This is a genomic window from Megasphaera micronuciformis F0359, assembly GCF_000165735.1.
In the GTDB taxonomy this organism is placed as follows: domain Bacteria; phylum Bacillota; class Negativicutes; order Veillonellales; family Megasphaeraceae; genus Megasphaera; species Megasphaera micronuciformis.
Genome location: NZ_GL538177.1, coordinates 1 through 16,151 on the forward strand (window position 1 = coordinate 1; position 16,151 = coordinate 16,151).

A 16,151-nucleotide genomic window follows, 5' to 3' on the forward strand; every position below is an offset into this window, starting at 1 on the left:
ATTCACCTTCTCTTGTCAACCTCTTTTTATCTGTTTTTCCGTTTTATACATAAAAAGTACGGAGTATACAAGATTTTGTATACCCCGTACTCTATGCTCCTCTATTCGTCGATATCTACAATCTTCGACGGATTCATAATATTGTTCGGATCGAGGGCTTTTTTAATAGCTTTAATAATATTGCGTTCCCCTTCCGGCGTATGACGTTTGAATTCTTTCAATTTCTTATACCCTACGCCGTGTTCACCCGACATCTTACCGCCCAAAGCATAGACTTCCTTAAAGAGATCGGCATGGAAGGATTCCATCTTTTCCATCCACCCTTCAGGCGACAAGCCGTCCTTATTCAAGGGCAATACGTGAATATTGCCGTCACCGATATGGGCAACCGTAACAGTGTAAAGACCGTGTTTTTCTTTTAAGGCCGGCAGCTTGGATGTAATTTCGGCAATCTTGTCCAAGGGTACAACAAAGTCTTCGGCAACAAACATAATATCGATGTCTCTCGCCGCTTCGGCAAATTGGCGGCGGCAACCCCAAATGCGTTCATCCGCCGCAATAACATCGACGGCACCGCATGCTTCACAAACATCGCCGGCCTTTTCCATCTTTCTGTCCAACTCATCTTCATCAAAAGTTTCTACCGTTACGATAACATAGCAGACCCCTTCATCTACATGGGGCAATGTAATATCGCAATAGTTTGACGAAATTTTCAATGCTTCATTATCCATGTATTCAATGCTGGTCGGTTCAATCCCCGCTTTGAGCAACTTGTTCGGCAAGGTAAAGGCTTCGTCATCAGTCTTAAAAATAGATACCAGGTCAAACTTATAGGGCGGTAAAGGACGAAGTTTCAACGTGACTTCCGTAATAATCCCCAAGGTGCCTTCAGAGCCGCAGAAAAGCTGTTCCAGACAGTAGCCGGTCGAACATTTTTGTAAGCGGCCGCCGATATCTACAATATCCCCTGTCGGGGTAACCACCTTCATGCCGTAAATTTGATTTCTCGTCGTACCGTATTTAACAGCCTTATTGCCGCCCGCATTGGTTGCCACATTACCGCCGATTTGACAGCTGTCGGCACTACACGGATCTCCGGCATATAAAAGCCCCCGTTGACGACACTGTTCCTGTATTTCACTGGTCCGAACGCCCGTCTGAACAACGGCGTACAAATTATCTTCATCCAGTTCCAGAATCTTATTCATTCTGTCGAGTTCCATAACCAACCCGTGGTGAATGGGAATAGCTCCACAGGCAACGCCCGATCCGGCGGCACGCGGCGTAATCGGAACTAGGTGTTCATTGGCAAGTTTCACAACGGCCGCTACTTGTTCCGTCGTTTCCGGGAAAACGACCACTTCCGGTGTACGGAACCAGTAGGAGTTCCCTTCTTCATCCGTTTGGAAGGTCAGAAGTTTTTCCGGGTCCGTCGTAACTCCCTTTTCTCCTAAAATACTACGCAATTTTTCAACAAATTCCGGTGTAACCTTATTGAATTTAGACATGATTTCATTCCCTCCGTTTACATTAAGCCGTTTTAATCTTACTGTCCCATGCCGCCCGCTTTAGTATCGCGACCGGCCCACACAGAAGCTATAAACGAACAACAAATAGTAGTCCATACGACACCGATGGCCCCCGGCAAGGCTGCCACGGGATCGAAGTACTGTACGGCCAGTGCTACGGCTAAGGCCGTATTCTGAACGCCGACAACAAAGGTCATGGCTTTACCCTTTTCAGCCGGCATACGCAAAAGTTTGGATACGAAAAAACCGAGTGCCAAACCGCAGAAAGTATACAATACCAGTGCCACAGCCGCTTCCAGTGCTACTGCCTGTAACAACTTGACGTTTAAGGCCACGACAACCAGCGTTACCGTAACGATGGCAAAAATAGTTGTCGCCGGCACGAGTGCCAAGATAGTATCCATATACTTCGCTGCCGCCTTACGAATGACCAGTCCGAGTACCACCGGTACAATGACAATTTTAATAATGCTCATAAACAACGCCATTCCGTCAACATTCATATACGTTCCGGCATAAAACATCAACAAGGTCGGCATGACAAGAGGTGCCAACATAGTGCTGATACTGGAAATAGTAACGGATAACGCCTTATCCCCTTTTGCCAAAAAGGTCATGACATTCGACGTCGTTCCCGTCGGCGAACAGCCCAACAGTATAAGTCCCACTGCAAGCATGGGAGACAATCCCAAAATCTTACCTAAGCCGATCCCGACCAAGGGCATACATATATATACAGTAAGAATACCGATAATAACATCCTTCGGTCGTAATATAATCAGCTTAAAGTCCTGTGGGGTCATCGAAAGTCCCATGCCGAGCATAATTAAACTCAGACAGGGAGAAATCACCACCTTGTAATCGCGAAACATGTGCGGCCACATGTAAGCGATAGCGGCCGATATGATAACCCATAAAGGTACATATTTAGCCATGAAGGCAATACACTTTTTCCAATCACCCATAGCATCCCCTCCTAATATATATTTATAAGTACATAATAATTATATCAAAGAGGCGTCCTAGTATAAATAGGAATAAACGGCTTATTTGTCATTTATATAACGATTACTTTCTTCTTGCCGTTTATGCAAAATACGCTTAAACGTTTATCTTTATACAAAAAAGGCATTTTTGCCGTAAAGCAAAAATGCCTTTTCTTACATTCTACATCAGCGTATCTTGGACCGGTTCGTCGCTTCCTTCAACAGAAATCGTATCGAGAGCGGCCACTTTATCGTTTTCTTCAAGTCGCTGAATCTTGACTCCCGACGTATTGCGTCCCTTCTTAACACCGATACTTTCAATATCCGTGCGAATGACGATGCCGTTTGAAGTAATGAGTATGAGCTCTTGCGTATTCCGAACAACTTCAACACCCACAATGACCCCGGTCTTCGGCGTAATCTTAAAGTTTTTTACGCCCTTACCGCCACGACGCTGGACCTTATAGGCATCTACGTTATTGCGCTTGCCGAAGCCTTCTTCACTGACTGTAAGCACTTGTGAATCATCGGCCAGGATGTCGGCACCGATAACCATATCGTCTTCAGCAAGAGTGATGCCGCGAACGCCGCGCGTATTTCTGCCCATGGGCCGTACATCCGTTTCTTTGAAGCAAATAGCCATGCCCTGCTTTGTGGCAAGGATGATATTCTGATCACCCTTGGTCATGCGAACCTTAGCCAGGTGGTCACCGTCCATAAGAGATATAGCAATGAGACCGTTACGGCGTACATTACTGAATTCCTGTAAGGACGTCTTCTTTACAAGGCCCCGTTCCGTCGCCATGAACAAGTTTGCCTGCGGATCGACCTGGTCAACATCAATCAACGCGTTTACTTTTTCCCCTTGTGACAGAGGCAAAAGGTTAATGGCCGCAATACCCTTGGAGTTTCGGCTGTTTGCTTCGGGAATTTCATAAGACTTCAGGCGATAGACGCGACCGAAGTTGGTAAAGAAAAGCACCGTATTATGAGCCGACGTATATAAAAGATGGTTAACCGCATCTTCATCCTTCGTCGCCATTCCCTTTATGCCGCGACCTCCTTTATTTTGTGTATGGTATACATTGGCATTAATACGTTTAATATAGCCGCGTCTGGTCAGGGTCAGCACCATACGTTCATTAGGAATGAGGTCCTCTACATTTAATTCCGACGTATCCGCTTCAATCTGTGTGCGGCGTTTATCGGCATACTTCTTCTTCGTTTCCAGAAGTTCATCTCTGATAATACCCATGAGTTTGTGTTCATCAGCCAAGACACTCCGCAAGTAATCGATTGTCTTTTCCAGTTCGGCATATTCTTCCTGAATCTTGTCGCGTTCCAAACCGGTTAAGCGACGTAAACGCATATCCAAAATGGCAATGGACTGCTTTTCGCTCAAATCGAATTTACTCATTAAGGCATTCTTGGCAATTTCATCCGTAGCCGATTCACGAATCGTCTTAATGACTTCATCTATGTGATCGAGGGCAATGAGCAACCCTTCCAAAATGTGCGCCCGCGCTAAGGCCTTATCCAGTTCAAAACGGCAACGTCTGGTAACGACGACCTTGCGATGTTCCAAATAATAAGCCAATACTTCGCGCAACGTCAGTACCCGCGGATGTCCGTCCACAAGAGCCAACATGATAACGCCGAACGTTTCTTGCAGCTGTGTATGTTTATATAATTTATTGAGAATAATATCGGGATTTACGTCGGCACGCAATTCAATGACGATCCGCATACCTTTACGGTCCGATTCGTCACGTAATGCCGTAATGCCGTCAATATCCTTATTGCGCGACAAATCGGCAATACTTTCGATAACCCGAGCCTTATTGACCTGATAGGGAATCTCCGTAATGACAATGCGATTCTTCCCTTTGGACATCGGTTCAATTTCGGCGCAAGAGCGCATCTTCACACTACCGCGACCGGTCGAATACGCTTTAAGTATGCCTTCACGACCGAGAATCTTAGCGCCCGTCGGAAAATCAGGACCCTGAATCTTTGTCATCAACTGATCCAACGTTACATCCGGATCATCAATCATCATGACAAGCCCGTCAATTACTTCCCCTAAATTATGAGGAGGTATATTTGTCGCCATACCGACGGCAATCCCTGCCGAGCCGTTTACCAGGAGGTTCGGGATTTTAGCGGGAAGTACGGTCGGTTCCTGTAAGGAGCCGTCATAGTTCGGCATGAAATCGACAGTCTCTTTGTCAATATCCGCCAGCATTTCGCCCGTAATCTTTGCCATACGTACTTCAGTGTAACGCATGGCAGCCGCCGAGTCGCCGTCTACGGAACCGAAGTTGCCATGACCGTCTACTAAGGGATAACGCGTCGAAAAATCCTGTGCCAAGCGAACGGTCGCATCATACACGGAACTGTCCCCGTGCGGATGATACTTACCTAATACTTCACCGACAATACGTGCCGACTTCTTATACGGTTTATTAGGTGTCATACCGGCTTCGTGCATAGCATACAAAATGCGACGATGAACGGGTTTTAACCCGTCTCGTACATCGGGCAACGCACGCGTAATAATAACACTCATGGCGTAGTCGATATACGAATTTTGCATTTCGTGTTCCAAGCACACGGGTAACACTTTATCAAATTGCTGTTCGTCCACAATGTCACCTCAACTAACCAAAACGTTTTCTTAAAAACAGCAGCTCATAACCGCCGTTATGAGCATATCCGTTTTATTATAGCAAATACGGTCGATTTTGAACAGGTTTACGTAGCTCGTCATTTACAAAGACTCGGCTCTGTCAAGGAAGGACCGTATAATTTCGCAAGAAGCGTGGAATTTTTCCGCTTCTTCGGGTAATAAAGGAACCTCGATGATTTCTTCAATGCCGTTTTTTCCTAAGACACAAGGTACGCCGGCTACGACATCTTTTTCCCCGTACTGACCCGTAAGAACGGTCGAACACGGCCAAATCAACTTTTGATCATGAAAAACCGCACGAATCAACATGAGCGCCGCATTGGCGATGCCAAACTCCGTACAACCCTTAAAGTCCACCTCTATATCGCCAGCCCGTTTAACGCGAGTCTGCAACTCATCCAAATCCGTATCAGCTAATTCCGGCTTGCTCTTAATTACATCCGTAAAGGGACGGCCGTTAATACGTACCGTCGACCAGGCGATAAATCCCGAATTACCGTGTTCTCCGAGACAAAACCCCTGTATGGAACGGCGGGCATACCCGGTAAGATTGCCGATAACACGAATAAGTCTGTATGTTTCCAAGCTCGTTCCCGTGCAGAAACAACGACTTGCTTCCCACTTCATAGCCCGACGAATATATTCGCAAATAATATCTGCCGGGTTGGAAATATTAATCATAATACCTTTGAAATCCACTGTCTTTAACCGGCTTACCACTTCATCAGCCATACGAATGGAATCGTCAAACATATCCAATCGAGTTTCTCCGGGTTTGCGGCTACGGCCGAAGGCCGTAACCAGTATATCCGCATCGTTCAACTCTTCATATCCGCCGGCACGAATAACCGTATCGCGACCGCAAGCCGCTCCGGTTACGGCATCGTCCAGATCGAAGGCCTGACCGACAGCCTTGTCTTTATCTATATCGATAAGGACGATGTCATCCGCTTCACCCGACTGAATTAATGCCAGTGCTACATGTGAACCTACGTGCCCTGCTCCTACAATAACGACTTTCCGAGTATCATACATCTTTTACGTCCCTCCGGTTTTATATTATTTGAAATATTCCGTACCTGCTGCAAAGATGGGTTGTACCTTATTACCGTCAATGTTTCTGAACATCGTTTCACCTGTATATCGTTCCGTATGTGCCATCTTTCCGAGAACACGACCATCGGGACTGGTAATACCTTCAACGGCAAATACCGATTGATTCGGATTAAACGTACTGTCATAAGTAGCCTTACCGTTCAAATCTACATACTGAGTAGCAATCTGGCCCTTAGCCGCCAGTTGACGAATCTGTTCGGGCGATGCGACAAAACGACCTTCACCGTGAGAGATCGCCACCGTATGTATATCACCGGCCCTTACATTGGAAAACCACGGCGACATGACGGATACTACCTTCGTATCGACCATGCGCGACAAGTGGCGACCAATGGTATTATACGTAAGCGTCGGACTGTCGGCCTTTAGAGGCTGAATATGTCCGTACGGTAACAGGCCAAGTTTAATTAAGGCCTGGAAGCCGTTGCAAACACCGAGAACCAAGCCGTCCCGCTTATACAGCAAGGACTCCAAGGCTTCCGCTAAGGCCGGGTTACGGAATAAGGTAGCAATAAACTTGCCCGACCCTTCCGGTTCGTCACCGGCACTGAAACCGCCGGGGAACATAATAATCTGCGCTTGCCCAATGCGCTTTCTCATTTCTTCAATAGAGTCTTCTAAGGCCTGCGGCGTTTCATTGCGAATAATAAAGGTATCCGTCACGGCCCCGGCCGCTTCAAAGGCATCTGCCGAATCGTATTCGCAGTTCGTTCCCGGGCAAACGGGAATAAAGACGCGAGGCTTGCCGAATGATTCGCTCCGTTTCGGGCCGTACGTTGTATAAAGAGGTAATTCGGCACTTCCATCCGCCGATTGGCTCTGCAAGGGGAAAATACGCGATAAAGTTTTTTCCCAAGCAGTCTGCAATTCTGATAAGGAAATACGCACGTCTCCTGCAACGGCTGCGGGCTCTTCAATCGTCTGAGCCACGACGGCAACGGCATTGAGCTGACTAGCCCATTGAGCCCCTTTTTCAGCATCCGTTTCCACTACAATCGCTCCATACCGAAGGGCGAACAGGTCTTCAGAGCTTACGTCCGAAGAGACTGTAAAGCCGATCCCGTTGCCGAAAGCCATTTCCGCAAGCGTGGCTGCCAACCCGCCCTTACCGACGGCACGTGCACTGTAAATATCTCCTGATACCATGTGTTCATGAATAAAGTCGCAGTGCTGACGGAATACGTCCCAATCCAAAACAGCATCTTCGCCGCGGCGAACATCAAAGAGAACAATTGCATGTCCGGCCTTTTTAAATTCGGGTGAAACAATGTGTTTTGCATTTTCCGTCGTTACGGCAAAGGATACCAGCGTCGGCGGAACCGTCAGCTGTTCAAAGGTACCGCTCATGCTGTCTTTACCGCCGATAGCCGCAATTTGCAGTTCCTTCTGAGCCGTATACGCCCCCAACAGAGCTGCCACGGGCTCACCCCAAGCACGAGCATCCGTACCGAGGCTTCTGAAAAATTCCTGCAGCGTTAAATATGCTTTTGTACGGTCGCCCCCTAAGGCCACTAACTTCGCTACAGACTGAACGACAGCATATAAAGCGCCATGGAAGGGGCTCCATGATGCCAACTCGGGATCATATCCGTGGGTGAAAACACTGGCTGTTTCCGTCTTTTGTCCCACACCTACGGGAATACGTGCAACCATACCTTCAACCGGAGTCTTTTGGTATTTTCCGCCGAAGGGCATGAGAACGGTACGGGCACCGATAGTGCTGTCAAAGCATTCCGCAAGGCCCTGTTCAGACGCTATATTCAATGAGCCCATGGTGCTTAGCCATGTGTCCTTAACATCTGTTACGACAGGTGCCGTAAAGAAATCTTCCTCTTTCGGATTTTGTACGACAGCCTGACGGTGCTGCATGACACCGTTTGTATTCAGGAATCGGCGAGATAAGTCTACGACATCCTTGTTTCGCCATTTCATAACCAGACGATTCGTACCCGTGACAGTAGCGACTACTGTTGCTTCCAAATTCTCTTCCGTCGCATAAGCCATAAACTTTTCTGCATCTTTAGCCGCAACGACAACGGCCATACGTTCCTGCGATTCGGAAATAGCCAATTCTGTTCCGTCGAGCCCCTCATACTTCTTAGGTACCGCATCCAGACAAATGTCGAGGCCGTCCGTCAACTCGCCGATAGCCACGGAAACACCGCCGGCACCGAAATCATTGCACCTTTTAATAAGAGTTGTGACTTCCCCGCGTCTGAATAAGCGCTGAATCTTTCGTTCTGTAAGAGCATTACCCTTTTGTACTTCCGCCCCGCTCGTTTCCAAGGACGTAAGCGTATGCTTCTTAGAAGAGCCCGTAGCTCCGCCCATGCCGTCACGACCGGTCTTACCGCCCAAAAGAATAACTACATCGCCGGGTTGCGGTTCTTCACGAACTACATTGGCACGCGGTGCCGCCCCTAAAACAGCCCCGATTTCCATGCGTTTGGCTACAAAACCGGGATGATAATATTCCTTAACTTCTCCCGTCGCCAACCCGATCTGATTGCCGTATGAACTGTATCCTTTGGCTGCACCCGTCGTAATCGTTCTCTGCGGCAACTTTCCGGGAATCGTATCTTTTACGGCTTGCCTGGGGTCCCCCGCACCGGTTACACGCATAGCCTGGTATACATACGCACGTCCGCTTAAAGGATCACGAATACACCCGCCCAGGCACGTAGCTGCACCGCCGAAGGGCTCAATTTCTGTCGGATGGTTGTGCGTTTCGTTCTTAAAGAGGAGGAGCCACTCTTCCTGCCTACCGTCTACATCGACAGGGACGATAATAGTGCAGGCGTTAATTTCATCCGATTCATCCAAATCCTGCAACTTTCCTGCCGCTTTCAGTTCCTTAACGGCAATGGTCGCCATATCCATTAAAGTCTGCGGTTTTTTACGTTTTAAAGCTTCTCGTGTCGTCTTATATGTTTCATAAGCACGACGAACAGGCGCCGTAAAGGTTCCGTTTTCGAAAACAATATCCGTGAGTTCCGTCATAAAGGTCGTATGGCGACAATGATCGGACCAATATGTATCGATAACACGAATTTCCGTCATTGTCGGATTACGTTTTTCTTCATTACGGAAATAGTCGCGGCAAAACAGCAAGTCTTCATAGCTCATCGCCAGGGACAAGCTGTTTCTGAGTTCCTTAAGCTCTTCATCGGACATAGTGATAAAACCGTCTATTACAGGTACGTCCGCCGGTTCTTCCCAAGCCGTTTCCAAGGTTTTCACTTCTGCTAAAGAGGCCTCTCTTGCTTCAACGGGGTTGATGCAATATTGTTTGATTATTTTCTTATCTTCATCCGTCAGGTCCCCGGTAAACACAAAAACTCGGGCTGTCCGTACAACAGCGTCGTTTTTCATAGTCAACATTTGCAAACATTGCATAGCCGAGTCGGCCCGCTGGTCATACTGCCCGGGCAAATATTCGATGGGTAGCACAAAAGCCCCGTCGGTTACGGGCAGGGTATCGTACACCGCATCCACAGGGGGTTCGGAAAAAATCATATCCTTGGCTGCCGCAAAAGCCGCATCGTCAAGACCGCTCAAATCGTAGCGATTGTACAAATGAACGTCTTTAAGTCCGTCAATCAGCAGGTTTTCTTTCAAGTCCGCATACATGCGTCTTGCTTCATGTGCGAATGCATCTTTTTTAGCAACGTATAAACGACGAATGGATTGCATCGAGTGACCTCCTCAAGTCGATAAATAATTTACTCGTATAGATTATTATACGGCTATACGTCTGTTACTGGCAAGGCAAAAGGCCATTACCTATGGACAAAATACGCCTCTATGTGTAAGATGTGTACCAATGAGAGGAGCTGTTACTATTGAAACGTGAATTACCTAAAGCCAATGAGGTGTGGCGGCATTTTAAAAATAAATTATATTTGATCGTGTCTATTGCCACCCATTCGGAAACCCGAGAGCCCTATGTCGTCTACAAAGCCTTATACGACGATTATGCAGATTATATTCGCCCTCTGGATATGTTTATGAGCGAGACGGACAAGGTCAAGTACCCTCAAGCCGAACAACACTGGCGCTTTGAAAAAGTTGCCGACGCGGCTGCTACGGACCCGTACCGCCATACGGACAGGAGGTAATTTATGCGCTCACAATTCTTTGACGGCTTCAATTTCAATGATAAGAAATATAGCCTTGTGGCTATTGAAAAGCCGAAAGAGCTTTTCAATATAAAAAGTCTCCCCTTGCGGCCTACGGTTTTTGACGAATCCTGTTTGCGCGGCTACTCGGCGGTTTATCGACTGGACGATGAAAAACGGCTTATTCTGTCACAGTTATTTACCAATAACGGCAACGATGAAGCTCCCTCGCTCTTCGGAGTAGAACCCGTTTCTTTCCATTCTCCTGCCGGAAACGTACGCTACGACTTGGAAAGACCCGTAATCTATACGGGGTCGTTCCTGATTGCCTACAAGTTTATTCACGAATTCTTTACCCCTTTCGGTTACCAACTCCCCCATGCCTTCGAAACGGTATACGAGTTAACGTTTGACAATGGCGTGTTCACCCGCGTAGAAGATCGCTCCTCAGCCGCCGCCCGCTTACGTACGGAATATGAGCCGCCTATAAACACCAAGAAAAAGTTGCAATCGAAGTTCGGCAATATATTCAAAGGAAAATCGGAAGAATTCGGGTTCGATGATGATATTATTGCCCAATATATGGATATAAGCTACGATACAAAGTATCTGTTTTAATATAACGCCTCCTACAGGGAGGCGTTATTTACATTTTCGTATATCATGCAATTCTCAGTAGCTTATATCCGGCTTCAATGGTATTATGAGAATATCTATACATAAAGGAGAGATTATAATGAGCCATACGATTAAAGACCTCGTCACCGCTTACGGTAATAAGGTGATAGATGACAGACGCTATTTGCACGCACATCCGGAACTGTCCTTTCAGGAAACCGATACGGCTCACTGGATTCGTAAACGCTTAGCCGCCGCAGGCATTCCTGTATTAGACGGGATTTCCGGCAACAGTACGGTCGGGTATCTTATCGGGTCTCAACCGGGGCCGTCTATCGGCCTGCGCGCCGACATCGATGCCTTGGGCCTTACGGAAGAAAGCGATTTCCCCTTTAAAAGCACAAAACCGGGCGTTATGCATGCCTGCGGTCATGATGCTCATACAGCAGTGCTCATGGGTGTTGCCGAAATCCTCGCCGCCCATAAAGATCTTATAAAAGGCACTGTATACTTTATTTTTCAACAAGGTGAAGAGTTCCTGCCCGGCGGCGCCTGCACCCTTGTTGAAGAAGGCATTGCCGACAAGGTGGATGCGTTTTTCGCTATTCACGTCGATGCCGAAAGACCCTTCGGATCTGTTGATGTTCTGGAAGGAACTCGCTCTGCCGCCATCGCCACTTTTGAAATTACCGTCACGGGCAAAGGCGGCCACGGCAGCACTCCCCATACAGCCAACAACCCCCTCTTACCGGCTTCCGATCTGGTAGATGCCATCAGCATGATCCCCGCTATGAAATGTGGCCCCTTAGATAATGCTACAGTCAGTGTTACCTACTTACACAGCGGCACTCACGGCGTTGCCAACGTCATTCCCGAAACAGCTGTCTTAGGCGGTGCCGTACGCGTATTGGACACGCAGTTGCGTAGCTTTGTAACAGCGGAGATAAAACGCTTGGGAGAAACGATTCCCGCGGCCTACGCGTGCAGTTCGGAGGTAACGATAGTCAACGGTTATCCGGCAGTTGTAAATGCGCCGGCTTGCGTTGCCGTCATGCAGGAATCGGCTCGTGAAATCGGTCTGGAAGTCGCTCACATCGACCCGCGGCTGGGCGGCGAAGACTTTGCTTATTACGGTATGAAAAAGCCGGCGGCCATCGCCTGGTTCGGCATGGCCGATGCAACGGGAAAGCACGCACCTACACCGCATCACAATCCGAAATTCCGCATTGATGATGAAACGGGGCTGCCGGCGGCCTTGGAATACATGCTCACCGTATATACCAAGGCTTGCGAGGCCTTCGCCGCTCATTAATGAATGCTCAAAGACAGGCAAAACGCCGACGACACATGTCGTCGGCGTTTTATATTCAGCCTTATTGGGGAGGCATAAACCCTCTTTCCATAGCCAAATAGGATTCATATCTTTCTTTTGCATCTTGTTCCGTCTTTTCAAACAGAGCTTCTGCCGAATCGGGGAAGGTCCGCAAGAGGGATGCGAATCGAGTTTCACCCATGAGGAAGTCGCGGAAGCTTTCCTTAGGCGGCTTCGAGTCGAGAATGAACGGATTCTTGCCTTCCTTCTTAAGAAGCGGGTTGTAACGCCATAAGTGCCAGTATCCGGCTTCTACAGCGCGTTTTTGTTCCAACTGGCTCTGTCCCTGGCCGATTTTCAGACCGTGGTTGATGCACGGTGCATAACCGATAATGAGGGACGGGCCGGGGTAAGCTTCCGCTTCCTGCAAGGCCTTCATAAACTGATTCTTATCGGCACCCATAGCGACCTGAGCTACATATACATAACCGTATGTCGCTTCCATGAGACCGAGATCTTTTTTCTTCGTCTTCTTGCCCGATGCTGCGAACTGTGCTACAGCTGCCGTCGGCGTTGCCTTAGAAGCCTGACCGCCCGTATTGGAATATACTTCCGTATCGAAGACAAGGACGTTAATATCTTCGTTCATAGCCAAGACATGGTCAAGACCGCCGTAACCGATATCGTAAGCCCAACCGTCTCCGCCGAAGAGCCACTGACTGCGTTTTACAAGGAACTGCTTCATCTTATAAACACGTTCCAATTCAATATGGCCGTCTTTTTCAGCTTCCAAAAGTGCCGTAACCTTTTCAGCCCGTTCGCGAGTGCCTTCGCTTACAGCCATCTTTTCTTTCCATTCAAGGAGAGCGTCTTTCAAGGCCGTACTTGCAGCTGCGGATTTCAAAGCTTCTTCTACATAAGAAGCAAGGAGTTTGCGTTCCGCTTTTTCAGCAACCAACATACCGAAACCGTATTCGGCATTGTCTTCGAAAAGGGATGTTGCCCAAGCCGGACCGTGGCCCTTTTCGTTCTTCGTATAACCGCATGTCGGTGCACTGCCGCCCCATACGGACGAACAACCGTGTGCATTGGCAATCATCATACGATCACCGTATAACTGCGTAATAACCTTACAATACGGAGTTTCGGCACAACCTGCACAAGCACCCGTAAACTCGAGCAAAGGCTGTTCAAACTGGCTGCCGATAACCGTTCCTTTATTAGCCGGATTGGGCTTATTCGGCACCTTAATAACATAATCCCAAATAACGGACTTGGGTTGTTCTTCATCGAAGGGTTTCATGGTCAGGGCCTGTTTCGGGCAAACATGCGTACAGCTGCCGCAACCGAGGCAGTCCATGACGGAAACTACAATGCTGTATTTGTAATCGCCGGCCGTCTTAATAACCTTGTTCGTATAGCCTTCCGGAGCTTTAGCCGCTTCTTCATCCGTTAACAAGAAGGGGCGAATAGCTGCATGAGGACATACAAAGGAGCACTGATTACAACCGATACATTTTTCATTATCCCAACTGGGAACGAACATAGCCACGCCGCGTTTTTCTTCGGCACATGTGCCTGTCGGCCAGTGTCCGTCTTCAAAGCCGTCGAAAATACTTACAGGCAGGTCGTCACCTTCAAGACGATTTGTCGGCAACGCAAATTTCTTATAAAATTCGGAGTGGCCGGACATATCGATTTCTTCATCAACAGCATCGGCCCAAGATGCGGGAACGTCGATTTTAACAATATTCTTAAGGCCTTCATCAATAGCCGCATAGTTCTTGTTAACGACTTCCTGTCCTTTTTTACCGTACGATTTTACGACCGCTTCTTTCAATTTTTCGATAGCTAAATCTACGGGAATAACTTCAGACAGCTTGAAGAACGCCGACTGCATAATCATGTTAATGCGCCCGCCTAACCCGATAGACTGAGCAATACCTACGCCGTCAAGGATATAGAACTGAACCTCGTTTTTGGCGATAGAGCGTTTCATAGCTGCCGGCAATTTTTCTTCCAGTTCTTCCGGTTTCCAAACTGTATTGAGAAGGAAGGTGCCGCCCTTTTTAATGCCTCTGAGCAAGTCATAGTTATATACATACGACTGTCTGTGACAAGCGATGAAGTCGGCACTGTTTACCAAATAAGGCATATTGATGGGGCTGGAGCCGAAGCGTAAGTGAGATACGGTTACACCGCCGGATTTCTTCGAATCATACGCAAAGTATGCCTGTGCATACATATCCGTGTTATCGCCGATGATCTTGATAGCACTCTTATTTGCACCGACCGTTCCGTCAGAACCGAAGCCCCAGAACTTACAAGCTTTCAACCCTTTAGCCGCCAAATTGACTTCTTCTTTACGCGGTAAGGATTTAAAGGTTACGTCGTCGACAATGCTGAGCGTAAAGTCGGTCTTCGGCTCAGCTTCTTTCAGATTATCGAATACGGCAATAACGTCTGCCGGCAAGAATTCTTTGGAAGCAATACCGTAACGACCATTGTAAATCTTCGGACGAATATCTGCACGTGCAAAGGATGCGGCTACGCTGTGATACATAGGTTCGCCGTTGGCACCCGTTTCTTTTGTACGTTCAAGAACGGCGATTTTTTTAACAGTCTTCGGCAAGGCTGCCAAGAAATGTTTTTCCGACCAGGGACGGAACATATGAACATTGATACAGCCCACTTTTTCGCCCTTTTCATTCAAATAGCGAACCGTTTCTTCAATGGTCTGAGCACCGGAACCGATAGCGATAATAACGTATTCCGCATCGGGTGCTCCCGTATAATTAAAGAGATGGTATTCACGACCGGTTATTTCGTGAATCATCTGCATATATTTTTCAGCTGTTTCGGGAACCTTGTCATAGAAACGGTTCAACGATTCTTTATGTTGCATATAAACTTCCGCCGGTTCACAGAAAGCTACCGCTTCGGGATTATCCGGATTCATCGCATGCTTGCGAAAAGCTTCAACTGCTTCCATATCGAGCATGGGGCGCAAGTCTTCATAATCAATAACTTCGATTTTCTGTAATTCATGGGATGTACGGAAACCGTCGAAGAAATTGATAATAGGTACACGACAGGAGATGGCCGTTGCATGTACGACAGCTGACAAGTCCATAACTTCCTGTACGCTCGATTCGGCCATCATACAGATACCCGTACCGCGCATAGCCATAACATCGTCATGACCGGCGAAAATGGTATAGCCGTTAGAAGCAATAGTTCTGGATGCTGCGTGGAATACGGCAGGCAGTAATTCCCCCGCCACCTTGAACATGTTGGAAAGCATGATCATCATGCCCTGAGACGACGTAAAAGTCGTCGTTAAAGCACCGGCATTTAAGGCACCGTGCAAGGTACCGGCCGCACCTTTTTCAGACTGCATTTCCTGTACGAGAACCGGTACTCCGAAGAGGTTCTTACGACCATGGGCCGCCCATTCGTCAACGTGTTCAGCCATAGGCGAAGACGGCGTAATCGGAAATATAGGTGCTACTTCCGTGAAGGCATAGGCAATGTGAGCGGCCGCCTCATTGCCGTCCATTGTCTTAAATACTTTTTCCCGACTCATTTCTTTCACTCCTTTTTTAATTTTCCGTCTATCTTTCTTTTAAAGCATAGCTACTATGCTTTATCTTGATATTATTGTAGTCTAAAACGTTTATCTTCTCAACAAAAAGCCGCCACCTTCCGGAGCGGCCGGTTTTTGAATAAAAACTCAAAAAGAGAGAAAATGCGATAACAAAGGCATTTTCTCTCTTTTTA

9 protein-coding genes are annotated in these 16,151 nt (G+C 47.7%); 3 read left to right on the top strand and 6 right to left on the bottom strand.

The window, feature by feature from the left end:
- Positions 1-101 precede the first annotated feature (101 nt).
- The 5 genes from HMPREF9429_RS00200 to HMPREF9429_RS00220 form a co-directional block, all read right to left on the bottom strand.
- The gene (locus tag HMPREF9429_RS00200) at positions 102-1,511 is read right to left on the bottom strand and encodes an FAD-binding oxidoreductase (RefSeq protein ID WP_006940716.1); all 1,410 of its coding nucleotides are present in this window, start codon (positions 1,509-1,511) and stop codon (positions 102-104) included.
- Positions 1,512-1,549: 38 nt separating this feature from the next.
- Positions 1,550-2,497, bottom strand: a complete 948-nt coding sequence (locus HMPREF9429_RS00205) for a bile acid:sodium symporter family protein (RefSeq protein WP_006940717.1) — start codon at positions 2,495-2,497, stop codon at positions 1,550-1,552.
- Positions 2,498-2,699: 202 nt separating this feature from the next.
- Positions 2,700-5,165 (bottom strand): DNA gyrase subunit A, encoded by a 2,466-nt coding sequence (gyrA, locus tag HMPREF9429_RS00210; RefSeq protein WP_006940718.1) that lies wholly within the window; start codon positions 5,163-5,165, stop codon positions 2,700-2,702.
- Between the two features lie 123 nt (positions 5,166-5,288).
- Positions 5,289-6,242 (bottom strand): L-lactate dehydrogenase, encoded by a 954-nt coding sequence (locus HMPREF9429_RS00215; RefSeq protein ID WP_006940719.1) that lies wholly within the window; start codon positions 6,240-6,242, stop codon positions 5,289-5,291.
- Positions 6,243-6,266: 24 nt separating this feature from the next.
- The gene (locus HMPREF9429_RS00220) at positions 6,267-10,016 is read right to left on the bottom strand and encodes a phosphoribosylformylglycinamidine synthase (protein WP_006940720.1); all 3,750 of its coding nucleotides are present in this window, start codon (positions 10,014-10,016) and stop codon (positions 6,267-6,269) included.
- A 149-nt stretch (positions 10,017-10,165) separates the two neighbouring features.
- Here HMPREF9429_RS00220 and HMPREF9429_RS00225 point away from each other — a divergent pair, with 149 nt between their 5' ends.
- The 3 genes from HMPREF9429_RS00225 to HMPREF9429_RS00235 all read left to right on the top strand — a co-directional run bounded on the left by HMPREF9429_RS00225 (position 10,166) and on the right by HMPREF9429_RS00235 (position 12,371).
- Positions 10,166-10,441, top strand: a complete 276-nt coding sequence (locus HMPREF9429_RS00225) for a DUF1653 domain-containing protein (RefSeq protein ID WP_006940721.1) — start codon at positions 10,166-10,168, stop codon at positions 10,439-10,441.
- 3 nt (positions 10,442-10,444) lie between these two features.
- Entirely contained in the window at positions 10,445-11,059 is a 615-nt protein-coding gene (locus tag HMPREF9429_RS00230; RefSeq protein WP_006940722.1) for a hypothetical protein, read from the top strand.
- Between the two features lie 118 nt (positions 11,060-11,177).
- The gene (locus HMPREF9429_RS00235; protein WP_040773039.1) at positions 11,178-12,371 is read left to right on the top strand and encodes a M20 metallopeptidase family protein; all 1,194 of its coding nucleotides are present in this window, start codon (positions 11,178-11,180) and stop codon (positions 12,369-12,371) included.
- Between the two features lie 61 nt (positions 12,372-12,432).
- Here the strand turns inward: HMPREF9429_RS00235 and nifJ are convergent, their stop codons facing one another.
- Positions 12,433-15,957, bottom strand: a complete 3,525-nt coding sequence (gene nifJ / locus HMPREF9429_RS00240; protein ID WP_006940726.1) for a pyruvate:ferredoxin (flavodoxin) oxidoreductase — start codon at positions 15,955-15,957, stop codon at positions 12,433-12,435.
- Positions 15,958-16,151 lie beyond the last annotated feature (194 nt).

What these genes read in the sequence shown, in the direction of transcription:
- HMPREF9429_RS00200 (WP_006940716.1), bottom strand. Translation starts at nt 1,511, where the DNA reads ATGTCTAAATTCAATAAGGTTACACCGGAATTTGTTGAAAAATTGCGT.
- HMPREF9429_RS00205 (WP_006940717.1), bottom strand. Translation starts at nt 2,497, where the DNA reads ATGGGTGATTGGAAAAAGTGTATTGCCTTCATGGCTAAATATGTACCT.
- HMPREF9429_RS00215 (WP_006940719.1), bottom strand. Translation starts at nt 6,242, where the DNA reads ATGTATGATACTCGGAAAGTCGTTATTGTAGGAGCAGGGCACGTAGGT.
- HMPREF9429_RS00220 (WP_006940720.1), bottom strand. Translation starts at nt 10,016, where the DNA reads ATGCAATCCATTCGTCGTTTATACGTTGCTAAAAAAGATGCATTCGCA.
- HMPREF9429_RS00230 (WP_006940722.1), top strand. Translation starts at nt 10,445, where the DNA reads ATGCGCTCACAATTCTTTGACGGCTTCAATTTCAATGATAAGAAATAT.
- HMPREF9429_RS00235 (WP_040773039.1), top strand. Translation starts at nt 11,178, where the DNA reads ATGAGCCATACGATTAAAGACCTCGTCACCGCTTACGGTAATAAGGTG.
- nifJ (WP_006940726.1), bottom strand. Translation starts at nt 15,957, where the DNA reads ATGAGTCGGGAAAAAGTATTTAAGACAATGGACGGCAATGAGGCGGCC.